The 21,497-nt window shown below is 49.0% G+C and carries 19 protein-coding genes; 15 read left to right on the top strand and 4 right to left on the bottom strand.

What is annotated here, in order from left to right; translation table 11 throughout:
• Positions 1–2: 2 nt before the first annotated feature.
• Genes AAHB90_RS01560 through nagA form a run of 13 tightly spaced genes read left to right on the top strand, consistent with a single transcriptional unit; the run spans position 3 to position 12,815 of the window.
• Entirely contained in the window at positions 3–2,051 is a 2,049-nt protein-coding gene (locus AAHB90_RS01560; RefSeq protein ID WP_342083145.1) for an ArnT family glycosyltransferase, read from the top strand.
• Positions 2,052–2,059: 8 nt separating this feature from the next.
• Positions 2,060–2,758 (top strand): WbqC family protein, encoded by a 699-nt coding sequence (locus tag AAHB90_RS01555; protein WP_342083144.1) that lies wholly within the window; start codon positions 2,060–2,062, stop codon positions 2,756–2,758.
• A gap of 2 nt (positions 2,759–2,760) precedes the next feature.
• On the top strand, positions 2,761–3,417 hold the full coding sequence (locus tag AAHB90_RS01550) for an acetyltransferase (protein ID WP_342083143.1): 657 nt from the start codon (positions 2,761–2,763) through the stop codon (positions 3,415–3,417).
• Positions 3,418–3,458: 41 nt separating this feature from the next.
• Positions 3,459–4,682, top strand: coding sequence for a glycosyltransferase family 4 protein (locus tag AAHB90_RS01545; RefSeq protein ID WP_342083142.1), 1,224 nt, complete (start codon positions 3,459–3,461; stop codon positions 4,680–4,682).
• The gene (locus tag AAHB90_RS01540) at positions 4,679–5,662 is read left to right on the top strand and encodes a glycosyl transferase (RefSeq protein ID WP_342083141.1); all 984 of its coding nucleotides are present in this window, start codon (positions 4,679–4,681) and stop codon (positions 5,660–5,662) included. Before AAHB90_RS01545 ends, AAHB90_RS01540 begins: the two co-directional genes overlap by 4 nt.
• Positions 5,662–6,417 carry a DUF5672 family protein gene (locus AAHB90_RS01535; RefSeq protein ID WP_342083140.1) on the top strand — a complete coding sequence of 252 codons (756 nt, stop codon included), beginning with the start codon at positions 5,662–5,664 and terminating at the stop codon, positions 6,415–6,417. The genes AAHB90_RS01540 and AAHB90_RS01535 overlap by 1 nt, the downstream gene beginning before the upstream one ends.
• A gap of 6 nt (positions 6,418–6,423) precedes the next feature.
• Positions 6,424–7,377: a hypothetical protein gene (locus tag AAHB90_RS01530; RefSeq protein ID WP_342083139.1), complete on the top strand. Its 954-nt coding sequence runs from the start codon at positions 6,424–6,426 to the stop codon at positions 7,375–7,377.
• A 10-nt stretch (positions 7,378–7,387) separates the two neighbouring features.
• A complete protein-coding gene (locus AAHB90_RS01525; RefSeq protein ID WP_342083138.1) occupies positions 7,388–8,272 on the top strand; it encodes a glycosyltransferase family 2 protein in 885 nt (294 codons plus the stop codon).
• Entirely contained in the window at positions 8,269–9,615 is a 1,347-nt protein-coding gene (locus AAHB90_RS01520) for a hypothetical protein (protein WP_342083137.1), read from the top strand. Before AAHB90_RS01525 ends, AAHB90_RS01520 begins: the two co-directional genes overlap by 4 nt.
• A gap of 51 nt (positions 9,616–9,666) precedes the next feature.
• Positions 9,667–10,716 (top strand): acyltransferase family protein, encoded by a 1,050-nt coding sequence (locus tag AAHB90_RS01515; RefSeq protein WP_342083136.1) that lies wholly within the window; start codon positions 9,667–9,669, stop codon positions 10,714–10,716.
• A 54-nt stretch (positions 10,717–10,770) separates the two neighbouring features.
• Positions 10,771–11,067, top strand: coding sequence for a thioredoxin (trxA, locus tag AAHB90_RS01510; RefSeq protein WP_342083135.1), 297 nt, complete (start codon positions 10,771–10,773; stop codon positions 11,065–11,067).
• A 15-nt stretch (positions 11,068–11,082) separates the two neighbouring features.
• The gene (locus AAHB90_RS01505) at positions 11,083–11,646 is read left to right on the top strand and encodes a pentapeptide repeat-containing protein (protein ID WP_342083134.1); all 564 of its coding nucleotides are present in this window, start codon (positions 11,083–11,085) and stop codon (positions 11,644–11,646) included.
• Between the two features lie 59 nt (positions 11,647–11,705).
• Positions 11,706–12,815, top strand: coding sequence for an N-acetylglucosamine-6-phosphate deacetylase (gene nagA / locus AAHB90_RS01500; RefSeq protein WP_342083133.1), 1,110 nt, complete (start codon positions 11,706–11,708; stop codon positions 12,813–12,815).
• 4 nt (positions 12,816–12,819) lie between these two features.
• Here nagA and AAHB90_RS01495 read toward each other — a convergent pair whose 3' ends face one another.
• Entirely contained in the window at positions 12,820–15,018 is a 2,199-nt protein-coding gene (locus AAHB90_RS01495; RefSeq protein WP_342083132.1) for a B12-binding domain-containing radical SAM protein, read from the bottom strand.
• 122 nt (positions 15,019–15,140) lie between these two features.
• On the opposite strand from AAHB90_RS01495, the gene AAHB90_RS01490 reads away from it, so the two are divergent.
• A complete protein-coding gene (locus AAHB90_RS01490) occupies positions 15,141–15,917 on the top strand; it encodes a Fic family protein (protein ID WP_342083131.1) in 777 nt (258 codons plus the stop codon).
• A gap of 8 nt (positions 15,918–15,925) precedes the next feature.
• Here the strand turns inward: AAHB90_RS01490 and AAHB90_RS01485 are convergent, their stop codons facing one another.
• On the bottom strand, positions 15,926–17,176 hold the full coding sequence (locus tag AAHB90_RS01485) for a serine hydrolase domain-containing protein (RefSeq protein WP_342083130.1): 1,251 nt from the start codon (positions 17,174–17,176) through the stop codon (positions 15,926–15,928).
• A gap of 141 nt (positions 17,177–17,317) precedes the next feature.
• Between AAHB90_RS01485 and AAHB90_RS01480 the strand changes: the two genes are divergently transcribed.
• The gene (locus AAHB90_RS01480; RefSeq protein ID WP_446717867.1) at positions 17,318–18,670 is read left to right on the top strand and encodes a fibronectin type III domain-containing protein; all 1,353 of its coding nucleotides are present in this window, start codon (positions 17,318–17,320) and stop codon (positions 18,668–18,670) included.
• 80 nt (positions 18,671–18,750) lie between these two features.
• Here AAHB90_RS01480 and AAHB90_RS01475 read toward each other — a convergent pair whose 3' ends face one another.
• Together AAHB90_RS01475 and AAHB90_RS01470 are read right to left on the bottom strand one after the other, a co-directional pair.
• Entirely contained in the window at positions 18,751–19,527 is a 777-nt protein-coding gene (locus tag AAHB90_RS01475; protein ID WP_342083128.1) for a ThuA domain-containing protein, read from the bottom strand.
• Positions 19,528–19,575: 48 nt separating this feature from the next.
• Entirely contained in the window at positions 19,576–21,447 is a 1,872-nt protein-coding gene (locus AAHB90_RS01470) for a CocE/NonD family hydrolase (RefSeq protein WP_342083127.1), read from the bottom strand.
• Between the last annotated feature and the right edge of the window lie 50 nt (positions 21,448–21,497).

Below are 21,497 nucleotides of genomic sequence, written 5' to 3'. Positions count from 1 at the left end.
GCATGGTCATTTTTTATTGGCTAACCTTTTTCCTGTTTTTATACGGTGTCAGCTTTGTCGCAAAAAAGATTGCTCAACCTTCGCTGACGGAGCTGATTATCACCTTCTTCATTCTTTTCGTCGGTAGCATTATCCCTACCGGCTTTATTTTGTCGGCGCTGGATCTCACTGCGAACGTCTTCGCGTGGATCGGCGGCACTTTCGTCATACTGGCATTACAGTATGTCCTCTGGACCAAGCTGGTTCCCCAACAGGCACATTATACCATTCGCGGGCTGATCGCCAACCGGATGGGCACTTTCCGGCTCTGGACCAGGGAGCTATCCCTCTACCTGAAAGTGATTTTCGGTGCGATGTTCCTGACATTCGCAATTATTGGGATAACCAACCTGATACTCGTGCTATTTACCGCTCCGAATGAGTGGGATAGCATGACAGGCCATTTGAACCGTGCGATCCGCTACATCCAGCGTGGCACCATGGAACATTTCGGCGGGGCCAACTGGAATATGGATACCTATCCGAAGAGCCTTACAACGATCCACATCTACTCCTACCTGATCAGCGGGGACATTGAGAATGCATTTAAACTTATTCACCAGCTATCGTATTACGTGACGCTGGTGTCGGTATTTGGTATTGCACAAAGGATTGGCAGAAACCTGTCGGCCAGCTTTTTCTGTGCCCTGGCATATAGCATGTTCCTGGATTTCCTCATGCAGGCTGTTACGACGGAAACCGACATTGTACTGACAGCCTACCTGAGCTGCCTGCTGTATTTCCTCTTTACATACTATACCAACCGCGACAACCGCTATTTATACCTCGCCGGGATCACATTCGCCATTGTTACCGGTCATAAAGCGACTTTTGCGTTGCTTATGCCGTCCGTTTTCGTGATCATGATCTACACGGTGTTCCTTGCTCCGGATTTTAAGACCTTTTTTGAAAGAACATTAAGACTGGGCCTCGCAATCGCATTTTTTGTATTGATTTATACGCTTCCCACTGGCTACATTCGCAATATTCAGGTTTTCGGGCATCCGATCGGCCCTCCTACGGCGCGTTACCACCAGTCGTACGAGCGTGCGGGCGGCCCGGCCAACCTCTTCGAACAGGGGAGTCGGAATGTGATCCGTTACACCTACGATTTTTGCAACCTCGACGGCATCCGGAATGCGCAATGGGGCTATGACCTGAATACCGTTATCAGAAAACCTTTGGTGGTGTTGGAAGACAAGCTACATATGCGCCTCGACGATGAAACCGACTTCACCATCGTCCCATTCTCTTTCCAACGGGGTTTTTATTATTACAATGCGAATCCCTACTGGGGTGTGCTGGGATTTGCCTTGATCCTGCCGCTGATGTTCCTCGTGCTGATACGTGTTTTCAGATCACGCGTGCATTTTTTCCTCGTGATCGCATTCTGTCTCAACCTCGCTGCAATCTCCTATTCCGCGGCCTATGACCCGTTCAAAGGCCGGTATTTTATGGAAGCCGGGATTTTCGGTGTCCTGTTCCTGCTGCTGCTATTCTCCCATCACCGGTTGTCGATTATCAAGCCACGCAGGAATGTCTGGAAAGGCTATATCATGGTGATTGTCGGACTGGCCTGTATCTCGGGCATTATGGCCGTTTACCTGAACATCCGCTGCCTTCCGCTCCCATCGTACGGAATGGAGTCGGCGCTGACGATGGACCGCATTCCTTACCAGACATTCGCAAGACCGGACATTACAAAGGCTTACATGCGTTTCGATTCTATCGTACCGGAGAATGCGACCGTCGCGCTCGCTACCGTAAACAGCGATTTTGAATACCCGCTCTACGGCAAAGATCTGACGAGGAAACTGATCTCCATCAACCCGTTTGAAGAAGGCCTGCGACCTATTCCCAAAGACGCGGACTACCTGTTTTATGCCCGCAAGGTGATCAACGACACCAGCAAGATCCGTGCATTACCGACCGACATCCGGCTCGGCTCCGACACCACCATGACCGGTCTGATCGAAAAAGGGGAAGATTATTACCTGAGAAAACTCAAATAGCCCAAGCCATGACAATTGCCATCATGCAGCCGTATATTTTTCCATATATCGGCTATTTCCAGCTGATCAATGCCGTGGACAAGTTTATCATCTACGACGATGTGAACTTCATCAACAAGGGCTGGATCAACCGGAACAATCTTCTTGTCGGCGGAAAGGCACATCTCTTTACCATTCCGTTGAAAGATGCCAGCCAGAACAAGCTCATCTTCGAAGTGGAACTTGCCAGGCATGAGCAGTGGCAGAAAAAGTTATTGAAAACCATTCAGCAATCGTATCAGAAGGCCCCCTGTTATCAAAAGGTTTTTGAACTGATAGAAGAAATCGTAAATTTAGAAGTTGATTCAATCAACGAGCTAGCCATTCACGCATTGAAAAAAACTTGCGCGTACATGGGGATAGGCACGGAGATTGTTCCCTCTTCAACGATATATAACAATAAACACCTGAAAGGACAGGACCGGATTCTGGATATCTGTAAACAGGAGCAAGCAAACCACTACATCAATCCGATTGGCGGAGTGGAATTGTACGACAAAGGGAAATTTGAAAACGAGGGAATAAGACTGGACTTCATAAAAAGTATATCTAGCCCGTACCCCCAATTTAAAAATGCTTTCGTACCTTGGTTGTCTGTTATAGACGTTCTGATGTTTAACGGCCCAGATGACTTCAGGAAACAATTAGAGGCATACGAACTAATTTAGGAATGGCGAAGATTATCGTTTTTGGAGTACTCGACACAGCAGAACTAGCGCACTACTACCTAACCCATGACTCTGAGCATGAGGTTGTTGCATTCGCCGTCAATCGCCAATTCATTGAACAGGATACTTTCCACGGCCTGCCCGTTGTAGCTTTCGAAGATGTGGAAACATTGTTCCCACCTTCTGAATACAAGTTTTTTGCCCCCATGACCGGTCGTAACATGAACCGGAACCGCGAGGCGATTTACAACCACGCCAAAGCAAAGGGCTACCAATTCATTTCGTATATCAGTTCCCGCGCGACCGTGTGTGACAATGTGATCGGCGAAAACTGTTTCATTCTTGAAGACAACACTATCCAGCCATTCACAACCATCGGCAATAACGTGGTTATGTGGAGCGGCAACCATATCGGCCATCACGGCCAGATCAAAGATCACGTTTTCTTTACTTCGCATGTGGTGCTTTCGGGGCATTGTGTGGTAGAACCGTACTCTTTCTTTGGAGTAAATGCTACCATCCGCGATTACACGACCATTGCGCAGGGAACACTTGTGGGAATGGCATCAGCCATCATGAAAGAAACCGAAGAATGGGGTGTCTATGTCGGAAATCCCGCGAAAAAAGTACCTGGAAAAATGAGCTACGAAGCTTATTGAGGCGCCCCGGTGACGAAAGTTTGAGCTAGCTAATATCGGTAATGGACCAGAAGAAAATACTTTTTGTAAGTCATGATGCTAACAGGGCAGGAAGTCAGTTGCTGTTGCTGCAGTTATTGAGGCTATTAAAAGAACGAGGCGTTCCGATGCACCTGCTGCTCTGTAACGGTGGTGAACTTGAAGCGGAATTTGAGGATGTTGTAGGTGTCACGCGCCTTTATCAAAACAAAAAGATCACGACGCCTCCCTTCACCGGCAAACTGCTCCGCAAAACGAACCTGCTGAAAATCTACGAAGAACGCTCCCTGCAAAGGGGCAACGAGAGGGTCCTGGCGGAATTGGAACAGCAGAATATCGGCCTCATTTTCGTCAATTCCATTGCCAACGCGGAAGTTTACTATGATTTTCTAAAATCCTTTCACCATCTGCCGCTCGTGCTTTTTGTACATGAACTGGCCATGTCCGTGAAGATTTATACACAGGAAGAGCAACTGGCTTTCCTGCTCAAAAAGACCAATCACCTGATCGCCGTCTCGAATGCGGTAGCCGATCACTATATCCGGAAATACGACTTCCCGTCGACGCACGTCAGCACGTTCACACTGATCGACCATGAGCGTATCGATCAGCGGTTGCTTTCGGTACAGCACGATATTCTTGAAAAAACCTATAAAATACCGGAGGATGCCATCGTAATAGGCGGCTGCGGAAATGCCGAATGGCGCAAAGGCAATGACATTTTTAATTGGATCGCCAGCAGGGTGATCCGCAAAACGCAGCCTTTGCCCGTTTATTTCGTGTGGGTAGGCGCAGGGCCACAGCATGAGATCTACGGGTTGATCGAAAGCGACATCCGGCTTATGGGGCTGAGCGACAAGATCATCCTCGTTCCGCCGACCCCGCGCGCGCTCGACTACATTAACCGCTTCGACGTACTGCTGCTAAGCTCCCGCGAAGATCCGTATCCGCTCGTGGTAATGGAGGCCGCGTTACAGGAAATTCCTGTCGTTTGCTTTGAAGACGCGGGCGGCGCACCGGAACTGATCGAGGGAGATGCCGGATTTGTCGTTCCGTATATGGATATCTCGGCAGCTTCGGACGCGATCATCCAACTGATCCTCGATCCATCGCTGCGGAACACATTGGGACAGAATGCCCGTAAGAAAGTATTGGAAAGGCATAACACGGACAAAAGCGTAGCGAGCGTCGAAGCCATTATTCAAAAGTATTTACCTTTGCAGGTTTCGGAACAGCATAATCAATGACCATTGCCTTTACCATTTGCTCCATCAATTACCTCGCGCAAGCCCGGACATTAGGAGACTCGCTCAAAGCGACCAACCCGGATGTCCGGTTTTTCATTGGCCTGGTGGACACGCTTCAGGGCGTTGCATTTGAAAACGCCTATGCCCCCGATTACCCGATGATCGAGATCGACAAGATCGAAATCCGGGATTTCGAAGAAATGTGCGCGCGCTATAATATCACAGAGCTTAATACCGCAGTAAAGCCGTTTTATTTCACCTACTTTTTCAAACATTATCCCGAGGCGAAGAATGTCATCTATTTCGACCCGGATATCATTGTATTTCAACCGTTAACAGGGCTTACCGACTCTTTGGCGAAGCACAATGCCGTGCTTACGCCCCATATCAACACGCCGATCAGCGACCGGCTGGTCCCCAACGAATTGCATCACCTCAACACCGGCGTTTATAACCTGGGTTTTGTCGCATTCAGCCGTTCGGAAGAAAATGACCGTTTCATTTCTTGGTGGGAAGAAAAACTGCGTTACGAATGCCTGATCGACCTTTGCAACGGGCTTTTTGTAGATCAGAACTGGATGAATTTCTTGCCAGTGTTCGTGCCGGATACCCATATTGAAAGAAATCCCGGCTACAATGCGGCTTACTGGAATTTGCACGAGCGGACATTTACGCAGCGCGACGGCCATTGGTATGTCAATGAAGAGAACCCGCTGATATTCTTTCATTACAGCGGCTATGACCCTGCCAAACCCGACATTCTTTCAAAATACCAAAACCGCTTCGAGCTGAGCGCCCGTACCGACCTGACCGAGCTTTTTGCATTATATAAAAACAGCCTGATCAGCAACGGTAACGCCTATTACCGCCAGTTTCCCTGCGCATATATCAAGCCTGCGCCTGTGCGTCGTTACCAGCGCGTGAGGAAATATCTCAAAATGCCTGTCAACTATCTGATCGGCAAGCTGCAAACGATCTGATGAAAGAACTGGTCACCGTTATTATTCCTATTCTTGAAGCTCAGATTAATCCCACGGAGGAAAAGCTGCTGCACCACGCATTGGATATTCTGAGGGAATATCCGGTCATATTCGTCGCGGGAGAAGGGGCCGATCTTTCGGTAGTGCGGGAGCACACCGAAAATATCGATGTCGTGCACTTTCCAAAGCACTTTTTCGAATCGAGGCGGCATTTGGGTCAGCTATTTCTGATGTCCGATTTTTATGACCGGTTCAACTGGTGCGACTTTTTGCTGATCCATGAACTGAACAGCTGGGTTGTTAAAGATGAGCTGTATTATTGGTGCAAACAAGGCTATGATTATTGCAAAACAGGCCCTTTACTGGCTAATGCCGGTGATGCACCCGGTATGCTGAAACGCATTGCCGGACTTTCAGAGGAAGAAAAACGATTATACGGATCGGGTTATGCGGGCAATGGGCTTTACCTTTGCCGGATCGAGCGGATGACAGCCACTTTGAAAAGCAAGCGGAGAGTGGCACACGATTACCGCCATAACCCAAACTTGCCCAATGCGGATTCGGTGTTCTGGGAGCTGGAAGCCAATCGCTTTCTGCCACATTTAAGGAAGCCCACGGATATCGTGCGCAGCCATTTTGCGCAATATGGTGTCCAGTATCAAAATGGCACAACGTTACCTTTTGCTCTCACGGGTATTTCGCGTGACAACATTCACGAAATACCTTACTTTAAAACTTTGCCTGAAACGGAATAATCGTTCATGAATATTATATACACAGTTTGTAACCGAACCAACCTGGCGCATGCACTGGCTCTGGCGGATTCTGTGTTACAGCACCAGCCTGGTGATGCATTCTACATCGGATTGGTTGACTCCATTGCTCCGGACAATCTGCCCGGATCCGTTCAACTGCTAACGGTTTCAGAGCTGACGATCCCGGGTTGGGAAAACATGGCTGCGGGATACTTTGATTTCGAATTATTGCCCGCCTGCCGTCCATGGTTCGCGCTCGAACTGCTCAAAAAGCACCCGGACTGCAATCGACTGACATTCCTTTCTCCGACTATTCAGCTTAAAAAGTCGTTCGACAGCCTGCTTGATACCGGTTCTGAAATGTTTTTAACACCAAATATTTCAGCTCCTTTAAAAAAATCGTCCATTCTCGATGACAAACGCATTCTCAATGCCGGCATGTATCATTCGGGAAGCTGGACGTTGAAACCTTCGGAAAAAACCATCGCTATGCTGGAATGGTGGGCACACCGTACCATCGATCGAGCCAGTTTCGACCTTTGCAATGGCATGAATACCGATCAGCTTTGGCTCAACTACGTGCCTGTTTGGGTACCTGCAACGAAAACGCTTCATCATCCCGGCTGGCATTATGGTTTGAATGCGGTATTGAATAAAACGCTCGTTGCAAAAAATGACGGCTACGAGGCCGATGGACAGCCGCTGATTTCGCTCGACTTTGCCGGACTCGGATATTTTGATCCGATCTGGTCGGACCACGCGGCATTAGTCACCGAGAACAAGGCATTTCAGGCATTATTCATGGAATACCAACGCATTGTAGTAAAAAAGAAATACGAATTGGAAATCAGTGGCCAGCCGGCATTCGGAAAACATGCCAATATCCTTCCCAACCGGTTAATGCGAAAAGGCATTGCCGCAAAATTGAAGGAGTTGACTATTTATATCGATCAGTTTTAAACAGGATTCCATGCATTTTTTAAAACAAATCACACAGGACCTGCGGAACTCCGTATCAGCATTGCAACCGGCTACCGTAACGGCCAATGCACAACGGTACCCGAAACTGACGGTCATTACTCCCTCCTACAACCAGGCTGCATTCCTGGAAAGGACGATCCTGAGTGTACTCAACCAAAACTACCCGAATCTGGAATATATCATCGTCGACGGCGGCTCGAACGATGGCAGTGTGGAGATCGTTAAAAAGTATGAAAAACACCTGTCCTGGTGGGTTTCCGAGAAGGACCGCGGGCAGGTTCATGCCATCAATAAGGCTTTGGAACGGGCCACAGGTGAGTATATCAGCTTCCAAAATTCGGACGATGTATATTTTCCCGGCACTTTCGCTCGTTTTGGAGAAGCAGCTTTGAAATACCCGGTCGATATCCTGTATGGCGACCTTTATATGATCACCACCGACGACGAAGTGACCGAAATACTCAAAACGACATCGTACGACTTCGATTGCCAGATCCTGGAAGGGATGCAGATCCACAACCAGTCGCTGTTTTTCAAGCGCTCACTCGTGGAAAAGTATGGCATGTTCGACGAATCGTTCCGTTTTGCTTTCGATTACGACTTCATCACACGGTACACATCGCACAAATCGACGACGACCAAAAAGATCGACGGACTCGGAGGCGCGTTACGCGTACATGCGGAGGCGAAGTCTTCTACCATCGCCACGACCGTCGGCAGAGAAGAACATGCGAGGGTACAAAAATTGTACATTTCAACGAACAGTTCCCCGGTAGTCAACAAAATCAAGTATCTTTGGTGCCGTGTCCGTAAAATCGCCTATTTCGTTCTGCGGTTTGATATTCAGTACATAAGATTCAGGCTTTCCAGATGAATTGGAGCTTATTTAATGTAGCCAATAATTTTAACTATCTACGGTATTCGGTGGGCATCGCGATGATGTTCAACGGGTTTCCGCTGATATTTTTTATCCGCGACACACTCGGAGTCGGGCCGGCCAGCAGTGTTTTTACCGCAATTTTCTTCTCGCTGGCGCTGATACTGATGGTACCGCCTACACTTTTTAAAAGACTTTACAAGCCAAATATTATCCTGATCAACCTTGGAGCAGGATTTCTTCTGCTGACGCTCTGGTACTTCATGTTCATGAACCATCAGGGCAAAGCGGTGGCCGATATCGGTAACTTCGTGTTCACTTTCGGGTTCCTGGCTTTGCTCATGCACGTCCCAAACGACGTAAAGGACACGCTGATACAGGTACTTTTTCTCTTTTCATTCTTTACCAACATTACCCTCGTTTACTCGCTCATTACCGACCCCAACTGGACGCCGGGGATGCGGGCCGCGGTAAACTTTGCCAATGAAGGTGCCCAACCGGGTGGTAACCCGCACATTACGGCGCGCAATGGAGTCATTACCCTGCTGTCCGCACTCATTTTGCTGGGTAATACCAAGCACTTGTTAACCAGGCTATTCTTGTTCTTCTCGGTGTTCTTCGGATTGGGCGTGGTGGTGATATCGCTGGCAAAATCAAGCTATTTAGGCTTGGGGATAGCATTTGGCGCCTATTTCCTCTTTCATTTCAAGTTTTCGGATATTTCTTCGGCGATCGGCAGTGCATTCAAGTTCAGGAATATGGTGTTCATCATCGCGATTTTACTGGTCGTGAACTATTTCCTTGCACGCTATGGCGACATTCTGAACCTGCTTCTGGGGTATTGGGATATTTTCCAGGACCGGATCATGAACGTGATCTTCACCTCTACCGGGGTAAGGCTTTCGGAAGAAGCGGATGTGGATTATTCGGCCATGGGCCGCGTAAGTGGATTTGGAGAATTTATGGAAACGTTGTTTTCCTGGGATGTTTTTCTCGGAAGAGGCTACAAGAACGATTATCTGGACGTTCCGTTGCTTGAATCGTGGGTAAATCACGGGATTTTCGGGTTCATCTTTTTCGCGAGCTTCAACTTCTTCATGCTCCTGTACGTCATCCGTGAAGTGCGCCGCCATACCAATCCTTTGACGACGTTCCTCGCGTATTTCTTCCTGTCGATGATGGTCCTGCTCTTTACCGGTGGTCGGCCCTACGATATCGCATTCTGGTTCCCGTATTCGGTAATGATCCGTTTCCTGGGCATCAAATATCTGGACGCAATTCCCCGGCTGAGAAAGGTCGTAAGGACCGAACCACAACCCGTAAGCACCATAACCACCTGATACGCTCCCCCGAGCCGTGGAACCTTCCCTAAGGTTTCCAGCATTTCGCGCATGAAGAACAGAGTTGAACAACTGGATGGGTTAAGGGGCATATTCGCTGTCCTGGTCATCGCCCACCATCACAATGCATTCAAAGAATCGATTTTCTATAACAACTTTTTCGTCATCAACGCGAGCCTGTTTGTTGACTTCTTCTTCGTGCTGAGCGGGTTCGTAATTGCACTTAACTATGTTGACCGCATTCATAGCACCGGCGATTTTCTGACCTTCCTGAAAAAGCGTTTCATCAGATTATATCCGCTGCTCTTCTACACTGAAGTCGTTTTCGTGTTGGCCAACCTGCTTGGCGAACACAGCCCACTGAAAAACGTCGGCGGAATGGGTTTAAGTTACTATTTATACACCTCCCTGGACGCCCTCACGTTTATGGGTTCCAGCACGGTGTTCGGAGGATGGATCAGTAATAACTATCCGTCATGGTCCATTTCCGCAGAGATGATTTCCTATGTTGTATTCGGACTGGTTGTTTTGACACTACCCAGGTTTAAATATGCGGCTTTTGCCGTCATCGGCTTGCTGTCCGCCATTTTCATCTATTCGAGGGGAGAGTATTTGCTCGCTTACGACTATGGTTACGTACGGGGACTTTTGTGTTTCTCGCTGGGCATATTTACGCAAAGATTGTTAAGCCGTAAAACCTACCAGCTTTCCGCATTCGAGATCCCGTTCCTTTTGCTGATGGTCGCCGCAATGTATATTGTACATCAATGGGACCTGAACCTCTGGAAACTCGTTTTCCCTTTCATATTCTCCATCGGCATTGTCATTTTCGCGAGTTCGGCTGGCATTGTCACGCAGATGCTGAACAGCAAACCGTTTCAATATCTGGGCAAAATTTCCTACTCCATTTATCTGAACCACGCGATCGTTCTCATATTCATCAATATCGTTTTGTTCAGGTTCCTCAAATTGCCCGAAAACGAGGTAATGTTCGCCCTTTCGCTGCTTAGCTCGATCGGCCTCACCATCCTGTATTCGCATTTCACTTATGAACTGGTGGAAAAGCGTGTGGGCAAGTTTCTGAGGGACAACTGGCGCTAAAATAAACCTTTCGCCGCCCGAATGGGTTATATTTTCAGACAAAACAGCAGCATTATGGCAACATTCTCAGAATTGATCAACAGCGATAAACCGGTTTTGGTGGACTTCTCGGCCGAATGGTGTGGCCCTTGTAAGATGATGAAACCGATCCTTGAACAAGTAAAGGCAGATTTGGGTGATTCCGCGACGATCATCAAAGTCGATGTGGATAAAAACCAGTCGGCGGCGCAGGCGTACCGCATTCAGGGCGTTCCTACACTGATCGTTTTCAAAAACGGCAAGCCGCTTTGGCGCCAGTCGGGCGTGGTACAGGCCGACCAGCTGAAATCCGTTATCAAGCAATACATTTAATATCCCTTTGGCTCAATGCGTAACACCCGCGATTTCTTCATTATTGAAAATAAGGATTTTAGCATTGAGCCATTGCTGGAAAGCAGCTACGAACAGGTCTGCTTTGTACAATGCAGCTTTACTGATCTGGCCGGCATTGATTTCATCGACTGCGTCTTTCAGGATTGCAACCTGAGCAATGCGTCGGTCCGGAATTGTAAAATTTCCGATATCGGGTTTGTCAACTGCAAGCTTACCGGCGTCAACTTTTCGGAGAGCAAAGACTTCGCATTTGCCGTCGTTTTCGAAAACTGCATTCTCGACTATGCCATTTTTGAAAGGAAAAAACTGAATAAAACCGTTTTCAGTAACTCCAAAATCCACAATGCGGATTTTACGCAGGCCGACCTGTCGAAATGCAAACTGCATAACTGCGATTTTTGGGACGCAGTTTTTGACGGTACCAACCTTGCAGGCGCCGATTTTTCCACCAGCAAGAACTTCACCATCGACCCCACAGCCAACAATATCCGCAAAGCCAAATTCCTCTCATCGGACCTGGCCGGGCTTTTAACCAAATTCGACATAATTATCAAATAGTGCTTTGACTGCCTGCCCATTTTTCGTTTCTTGGGCGCTTCTAAACCAAGCCTTTGATTATGTCCACCCAGTTCTTTGCAGAGAGAGTTTTTACCGGAACAGAAGTCCTGTTCAACCAGATTATTATTGTCGAAAACAACCGCATTAAGAGCGTGGAGAGTGGTACGCCGAAAACCGGTATGCCGCAGGTAACCAACCTCGCGCCGGGGCTTTTCGATAGTCATATCAACGGAGGCGAGCGATTTTATTTCACTGAGCGCGCCGACGAGGAAACGATCGACGATATCTATCAAGCGAGCCTCAACACCGGCACCGCATACGTGCTCCCTACCCTCATTACTTCGCCTCACGATAATATTCTGAAAGGCATTGAGGCCACGCGTGGCTACATGGCAAAAAATCCCGAATCCGGCGTGTTAGGAATGCATTTGGAAGGGCCATTTCTGAATCCCATCAAACGGGGCGCGCATCTGACGGCATTTGTCCGCAAACCAACGAATGCCGAGCTCGAAGAAATCATTCGATACGGCAAAGACGTGATCCGCCTGATCACCATCGCCCCGGAAATGTTCACCGAAGACCAGCTGCAAATGCTGCTCGAATCGGGTATAACCGTCTCCGCCGGTCATTCCAATGCTACTTACGGCGAAGCAATGGCGGCATTCGACCAGGGGATTCATCTTGTAACACATTTGTACAATGCCATGTCGGCATTCGGCCACCGTGCTCCGGGACTGGTCGGTGCCACTTTCGATACCGATTCTGTTTACGCGCCGGTAATCATCGACGGCGTGCACTGCGATTTCGGTGCGGCCAGCGTCGCTTATAAAATCAAGAAAGACAAGTTATTCCTGATTTCGGATGCATTGTTTCTAGGCCAAAAGGTCACCCAGTTCAAATGGGGGGAATTTGATGCATACCTGAAAGACGGAAAGTATATCAACTCGGATGGTAACCTTGCCGGCGCCACTATTTCGCTCGGCGATGCGGTCCGGAATGCGGTAGAAATGATTGGAATACCCGTTCAGGAAGCGATAGAAATGGCGACTATACGCCCTGCAACCGCATTAGGCCTGCAAGACAAGATCGGAAGCATCGCGCCGGGCTTCCCCGCAGCGTTCACCACATTCGACGACAATCTTGAAAATTTCAAAGTACTTCGCTACTAATAGCTTAGAGTACGAGCATACCTCCTTTTTTCAACTCCTGCCACGTGCGGGAGTTGAGGAATGTCTCAAAACGCCCTAGTCCGGCTGTTTCAAAATCATTTTTAAATTGCTCGAAGGCATAAGGTTCGGGATTGGCAATGAGCAACTTCGGAAGCATTTCCGTCAGCCACTCCCCTATCTCAACGTCTGCTTCAATGGCCCATTCTTTTTTCTTATTATAAAAAACGAGTTCTGCTATTTCACGTACCGTCTTGCCTTTTCTTTCTTCAAATACGGCCATTTCAGGCAAACTACCCATCCATACGATTATCGCATTCGGTCGCGCCACCAATTCCGCCGGCTCTTGAATGCTCTTTTCAAGATAATTTGGTGGAATGGAGGTGGGCGGCGTTCGGAATTCAAACCATTTGGACAATGGAAAATCCAGGCAAACACCGTGCATATAATTGAAAAGAGATTTACGTAAACCTTCGGCAAACCGGTCGTGATCGGCGCCCAGCGGGTCGTTATGGTCCAGATCGTTATTGGCAAACGTGCCGGGGTCCGGTCCAAGCTTCATAACATCGAACTCTTCCGGATGCAAACCGACCGGACTATGCGCCGTCATCGCAAACCGGTGCCAGAACCCCGACTGCACAATGCCCAACTGAAACATCTGGCGTACCATTTCCAGCGAATCGATCGTCTCCTGGGCGGTTTGCGTAGGGAACCCGTACATCAGGTACGCGTGCACCATAATGCCCGCCTGCGTGAAAGCGTCCGCCACACGCGCCACCTGCGCGACTGTGACGCCTTTTTTCATGCGTTCCAACAACCGGTCGGAAGCCACTTCGAGCCCGCCGGAAATCGCAATGCAGCCCGAGGCTTTCAGCAACAGACAGAGGTCGTAAGTAAAATTTTTCTCGAAACGGATGTTCGTCCACCACACCACGGTGAGCTTCCGGCGGATAATTTCCAACGCCAGGTCCCGCAACAATGCGGGCGGGGCTGCTTCGTCTACAAAATGGAAACCGTTCTGCTGCGTCTGTGCGATGATCTCTTCGATGCGATCGCAAAGCAACGAAGCCGTCATGGGCTCATAGCGGCGGATGTAATCCAGGGAAATGTCGCAAAACGAGCATTTACCCCAATAGCAGCCGTGTGCGAGCGTCAGCTTGTTCCAGCGGCCATCACTCCAAAGGCGGTGCATCGGGTTCACGATCTCGATCACCGAAAGGTAGTCGTGCAGCGGCAAATCGCTGTAATCCGGCGTGCCCGTCTCGCGCTGCGGTACATCCTTTTCCTTCGCGCCATTGTGGTACATTACCTTCCCTTCAACCCGCGAATACACCCTTTTCAAACTGGCAAGGTCGCGTTCGCCGTCCAAATGCGCCAAAAGCGATTGCAACGGTGCCTCGCCGTCGTCAAGGCACACAAAATCGATGTAATTAAAAACCCTCGGCTCTTCCAGCGAACGCAATTCCGTATTGGCGAAACCGCCGCCCATCACGATACTGATGTCCGGATAATGCGCTTTCAGGTACTGCCCGCATTTAAACCCGCCATACAAATTGCCGGGGAATGGCACCGAAATGCACACTATGTCGGGTTGGTACTGTCTCAGTTTTTGTTCCAGTACATCTTTCAAGGTCTGCGAAAGCAAGGTATCCGGCGATTCAAGCGCTGCTTCCATTTCATCGAAGCTTGTAGCAGATCGTCCCAGCCGCTCCGCATACCGGCTGAAACCGAAATGCGGGTCGACAGCTTCCTGGATCAGATCGCCAAGGTCTTCGAGATACAACGTCGCCAAATGCCGGGCCTTGTCGTGGATACCCATTGTACCAAACGCCCAGTCGAGGTCTTCCAGCTGTTGGAAACGGCCCGCCTCGGGCAAATACGTGCGGTCGCAGATGCTGTGGGCCAGCGTGGGGTTATTGTTTTTCAGAAAACGGATCACCGGATCGATCGTCGAAATATACTCGTCCCGAAGTGCGTAGATGCGGAAACTATTGTCGGTCAGCTCGATATCCGATGCTTCGAGCATCGCGAAAAGTCTTTTCAATCCTTTCGAAGAAAACAATTCCAGGATCACGTCAATACCCAGATCCGCCTGATACGATTCCCTGCCCAGGGTGTTTAAAAAACCCTTTAAGTAGGCAGTAGCAGGATAAGGTGTGTTGAGTTGGGTAAATGGCGGGGTAACCAGGAGTATCTTCTTTTTCACGGATGCGCGTTTTCTAGGGTACAAAGGTAGGGGTTTTGGATTTGAAAGAATACTGGTAACTTGGCTGGTTGGCATTTCATGTGTCGGCATGGGCATAACGCACACAGAAGAAAACCTACCCCATGGGAAGAATCTTTTCGGACATTTTACTGGAAAAATACAAAAGCGAACTTGGACGCGGTCTCTCCGAAGCGTTGCGCCGGCTGGATGCGACGTTCGTGCGTGCCGATTCTTTCAACTTTTACACCTCTGTTGCCGTCATAACTTCCTCCAAAATCGAAGGTGAGCCAATGGAAGTCGATAGCTACATCAAACACAAAATCCAGCATATAGAATACCTCCCGGAACTCACGGAAAAGCCAAATGATCTCTTCCGGGCTTACATTTACGCAAAAGAGAACAGGCTGACCAGTAACCATTTTCTACAAGCGCACCGCCTTCTCACCGAGCATCTGCTGCCCGAACATGGACGCGGCGTTTACCGCAAAAATGAAATGGTGGTAATGGAGCACAAAACCGGAAAAATCCAGTTCGAGGCCGCCTCCGCACGTCTGTTGGAAGGTGAAATGGAGAAACTATGGCAGGACATCGATTTTCTCTTGCATGCTGATCTGCCCTTAGAGGAAACTTTCTATTACGCCTCCTTCATTCATTTACTGTTCGTTTGCATTCATCCATTCAATGACGGCAACGGGCGGGCGGCACGGTTACTTGAAAAGTGGTTTCTCTCCGACAAGTTAGGGCCTGTTGCCTGGTACATCCAATCGGAGCAGTATTATTACCGGCATGTCGACGAATACTACCTAAACCTGAATAGGCTCGGGATATTCTACGAACAATTGGATTTTACGAAAGCTGACCGTTTTTTGATGATGCTTCCGGGCGCATTGCCTGCCTAGCAGTGCCATCAATGCGGCTCCGGATGTTCCAGATACTCGTGAAAATTAACCTGCCGTACTCGCTTGCCTCGCCCCGGATCCTTATACCGGGAGAACGCCCACAATACGTAGGAAGTGATATCCTGGTAAAAACCCGAACTGATGGGGAACAGACCGTCGCCGTTGCGTAATGCGTTCGTGAAGAGCACGACCGTAATGTCTTCCGGGCAGTGCATCCATACGCTCCTGAAACCCTTCGGATTCAGGACACCCATTCCCGAATACCACCAGCCGTCGTGGTAGCTGAATTTTCCTTCGGGCATTACGGCGCTGTAACTGCCCAATCCGTTGTTCACAATTTCATCACGGATTTCCTGCGTGATAACAGCATTGTTCTCGGGCGAGAAAAGTGCCGCATAAAGCCTTACGCCCTGGTTGGCCGTCAGGTAAATGCCATAACCGCCCGTAGTCGAACTGAAATCACCCGGATCGAAACCGTATTCGCCCGAATAAGGGAAATCGTAGCCGAAAGTGGGCACTGGGACACCATTGGAAAAGAAATCTCCGGCAACTACGCCCGCCTTTTCAAAAATGTTCTTTTCGACATATTCTTCATATCCCGCGAATGCAAGCAATGCATCATTTTCATCATTACCGGTAAATTTGAGTCCGTTAATGGATGGTATGAGCACTCTGAAAAGCCCAAAATTGGCGTTTTGGTAACAGCTTGATCCGTGATTTTCTTTTTTAATACCATTTTCGACAAGCAACTTCAAACCGTACCATACATTCTCGGTGAATGCACCGTTCCGGCAGTTTTCGCCCATTCCCACAATTCCGCTTGTGTGCGTGAGAAGGTCCTTAAATGTAATGATCTCGATATTAGGGCCTTTGACCCAGGTCTTGGGCAGATAGTCGATGATCTTATCGGTCGCTTTGATATTTCTTTCTTTCGCCAGTTTGAGGAAAGCGGCCGCGGTAATGGTTTTAGTCATACTCGCGATCTGCATTTTAGTGTCGGGAGTCACAAGCTTGTCTTCTTTTACTTCAACACTCCTGGCCTGAAAGCCACCAGCCCCGCTCCCGATCAGCTGATCCTTCTTATAAACCGCGAAACTGTAACCGAAGCCTTTTCCCTTCAATGAATCGTCGAGGATCTTCACAAACTTCTTCGCAGGATCTTCCTCTACGACAGGCCCGGGGTCTTTGTCCTTTTTACAAGCGCTAACGGATGCCAGGAATAGGCAGAGGGTAAAAATCGGTCGTAAATATCGTTTCATGGCTCTGAATATTATCAAAATGTAAAATAAAGATAGTGACTAGCCCGATTGCTTTCCAAACGGGTAATATTGCGACGACAACTCGCCACAGTCCCTATGCAGCCTTTCAGTCATTTATATTCCAAATTCCTCCTTGCGGGAATGCTACTAACTGTCGGCACTACGCTCGCGCAGCAAAACAAAACTTACCCGCCCTCGTCCTTTCCGGACCGGATCATATTGGGTTACAAAGGCAATCCCGCCACTTCGCAGGCGGTAAACTGGCGTACGGATTCCACCGTAACGGCAGCCGTTGCAGCGATTCACGAGGCGGACCCGTCACCCGATTTCCCTTCCAAAGCCCGAACCGTCCAGGCGGCCACGCACAAAGTGGTGATTGAAGGCAAAACCGCACATTACCACGAAGCCAATTTCGGCGATCTTAAACCGTCCACACAATATGTCTACCGCGTCGGCGACGGAAAATCGTGGAGTGAATGGTTCCATTTCAAAACGGCGTCCGACAAGCCTGAACCGGTATCGTTTCTCTATTTTGGCGATGCGCAGAACGATATTCGTTCGCTATGGTCGCGGGCGGTGCGGGGCGCGTTCCAGACATTGCCGAAAGCGAATCTGATGATCCACGCAGGCGACCTTATTAACAATTCCAATGCGGATTATCAATGGGGCGAGTGGTTTGAAGCGGGCGGTTGGATCAATGGTATGGTGCCAAACCTGGCCACGCCGGGCAACCACGAGTATTTCCGTGACGAGAAACGTAATCTTTTTGTTTCAAAACATTGGAAACCGCAGTTCGCATTGCCTGAAAACGGCCCGGAGGGACTTTCCGAAACCGCCTATTACGTGGATTACCAAGGTGTTCGCTTCATTTCGCTCGATTCGCAGGCGGCTATCCTGGATTCGACAACACTTAAAAGGCAGGCGGCATGGTTTGAGCAAATCGCTGCCAATAATCCGAACCGCTGGACGGTCGTGATACACCATCACCCGATCTATTCTACCAAGAACGGCCGTGATAACGACGAATGGCGCGCTAAAATGGAGCCCTTGTACAAAAAACACCGGATCGATATCGTGCTGCAAGGCCACGACCACACCTACGGTCGCGGCCTGAATATTCCGGTTGGCCAAAGCCGCAAAAAGCCTGATGGCCCTATTTACGTAGTGTCGGTGAGCGGCCCGAAAATGTATGACATCGGCCTGCAAAACTGGATGGACCGCGCCGCTTCGAACACGCAATTATACCAGGCCATTACCATCGATCGGAATAAGCTTTCATTCAAAGCCTTTACCGTCAACGGCGATTTGTACGACGCTTTTGATTTGAATAAAGATAAAAACGGCGTGAATACCCTCGCAGAGCTTTCGAATACCTTGAAAATGAAAGAGCGGCTCGATTTACCGGAGCATTATATGAAGACTTTCAAGGAAGAAGAGTTGAAAGAATATAACCAGCGTTATCAGGAATATAAAAAACGCAAGGGGATTAAGTAAAGTGAAAGGGCTGGCATTTCGTTCTAGGTAAAACGACTTACGATCAGCACAAGCATTAAAATTCTTTTCAGCATAACCGGTTATTTTTGGGCAGCCCAGAGGATCGCGTTTTTGAAAATGGTTTTATAGACCTCGCTTTCGAACAGCACGGGTGAATGCCCCATGAAAATGTAGACGTTCTTCGCTTTCTTGCCCGGATTAGACCAAATGACCGGGTGATCGCCCATTTTGATCTTCGAATCGGGCTGGTAAGTCGATTCATCCACGCTCGCGATCACGTCCACATTCGGGCGCGGGCTTTTGTCGTAGATGTACCATTCCTCTTTCTGAACCGGAAACGACCCAGGTATCCCCTTCATAACCGGGTGCTTGCTGTTTTCCACTTTCACCGTCGCTGCGGCAAAATCAGCAATGTAGTTCTTGTAGTGTATGCCGCCCATAAAATCCGAAAACCAGGGCCATATTTTGTACCCGTCGAATTCGCCCAGCAGCGTTGCATGATGAAAGCCTATCCAGCCGCCTTTGCCTTCGTCGATGTATTTTTCGAATGCTGCTACCGCCTCCGGTTTCCAGCCATACGGCACATAATCGAGCTGGATAATGAGTTGGTATTTTGACAGATATGCCTCGTTTATCGGATCTGTTTTATCAATATAATCAATACTAAAATGCTCTTTGGCAGCCAGTGAGTCCAGCCAGGGCCGGGCTGCTTTGGAATAGGCTATGTGATGACCGCCAGGCTCCGCCATGGCCAGAACATGAAACCTGGGTTTGGTTTGTGCCCAAACACCCGTCGTGCTGGCAGCCAGCCATAGCACGACGAAACAAACCGGGATTTTCCGGCATACATTCTTCATTGGATTTAGGATTTAGGGATTTAGGACTAAAAGGGTATTGACTTAATATCAGCGCATTACCGGCAAAGTAATGCTACTGCTATGCTTAGCATCGTGGTGGATGGTGATCCGCGATTTCTGAAAATCGGATTCCGATGCTTCGAAAATGTTTATAAACTTCTGCGGATTGCGGTCTACGAGCGGGAACCAGCTGCTTTGAATTTGGACCATCACACGATGACCTTTTTTGAAGGTATGCGCCACTTCATTCAGTTTGACAGTCACTTTTTCAATCTTATCCTTCACAAATGGCTCCGGTTTTGAAAAACTGTTCCGGAACTTCCCGCGCAGCACTTCCGCACGCACCATTTGCTGGTAACCATCCATTATCACCGGTTTTCCGCCTTCCTGCGCCGCGGGCACCGTCGATCCGGCTGGCCATACGTCGATCACTTTCACGATAAAATCGGCATCGGAGCCGGTCATCGAAACCATCAGATTAGCTACTATTTCTCCGGTCAATGTCAAATCCTCTGCTAGCGTATCTGTCTGGAAGCTCACCACATCGGGACGGCGTGATGCAAAACGCTGGTCTTCGGCCATGTATTCGTTGTTGCGGTGGCCGCTGATGACATTGGTGTATGGTACCGGCTTGGCGGGATCGCTTTCGTAGGTAGTAGAGCTCGGCTCCGATAACAGTTTAGCAACAGCCATTCCTCCATTCTTAGCAAAATAATAAGTGGTTGGCTGGCTGTTAACCGGTGGCCAGGTGTCGTAATGCTTCCACTGATTCGTCCCGGTTTCAAAAACAGTGACTTCCGACTGTTCAAATGCACCTTTTCCTTTGAGATAGAAATTGAAAAACTTCGTCTCGATCTCTTCCTGATAGTATTTGTTCACGTCCGCACCAAACTGGTATTGTGCAAACCCTTTCCATGCGGGTGCGGCCCAGCCACCGTGCGTCCACGGGCCCATTACAAGCCGGTTGTTGTTGCCCGGGCTTTGCTTTTCAATGGCAGCATAAGTTTTCAATGCCCCGTACAAGTCCTCCGCATCAAACCAGCCTCCTACCACCAGCACGGCCGGTTTAATGTTTTTCAAATGCTTTTTGATATTCCGCGACTGCCAGAATTCGTCGTAAACCGGGTGCGCGGTGGTCTGCCGCCATATACTGTTGGGATCGGCGAAATAGGGTGCGGCATTAGTCTTTTTCAGCGGGCCGAAGTCAAGGAAATATTTGTAAGCGTCGTTATATTCCGCATTAAAATGGCTTTGGTAACCCGTGCCATCCTTGGTTTTGGGGCCATCGAAACCGCTGTAAAATCCGAAGTTATCCATTAAAAAGAACGCACCATTGTGGTAGCAGTCGTCACCGATAAACTCGTCGGACATCGGTGCCTGGGGTGAAACGGCAGCCATGGCAGGGTGCGCATTCGGTAATCCCGCAGAGGAATAGTACCCGGGGAACGAAATACCCCATTGACCTACTTTACCATTGTTTTTGGTGTTTTTCAAAAGCCATTCAACCGTGTCATACGTATCGCTCGACTCGTCAACGTCCTTATTACCCTTTTTGTTTTCGATCGCGGGAGTCATTTCGCGGAAATTGCCTTCGCTTTTATAGCGGCCCCGGGCATCCTGGTACACGAAAATGTACTTCTCGCGCATTAAGTGCGCATTAGGCCCAAGCGTGCGACGGTAGTTGCCTTCGCCATAAGGCCGCACCGAATAGGGCGTGCGCTGCATGATAATCGGGTAAGCCTGCGAATCGTCTTTGGGGGTATAAATCGCCGTGAACAGCTTCACGCCGTCGCGCATGGTAATGTATTGCTCTGTTTTGTTATAGTTGGCTTTGATCCAGCTCGTGTCCGGGGCAGAATTCTGGGCGATGGCCGCCCACGACAAAAGGAATAGCAAATAGAGCAATACACTTCTTTTCATGACTCGTTGGTTTTGTTTGGATTAGTAAATTCAAAAATACATAAGAAACC

It is taken from the genome of Dyadobacter sp. OTU695 (assembly GCF_038440355.1).
GTDB lineage: Bacteria > Bacteroidota > Bacteroidia > Cytophagales > Spirosomataceae > Dyadobacter.
This window is presented reverse-complemented; position numbering and strand designations above follow the sequence as displayed.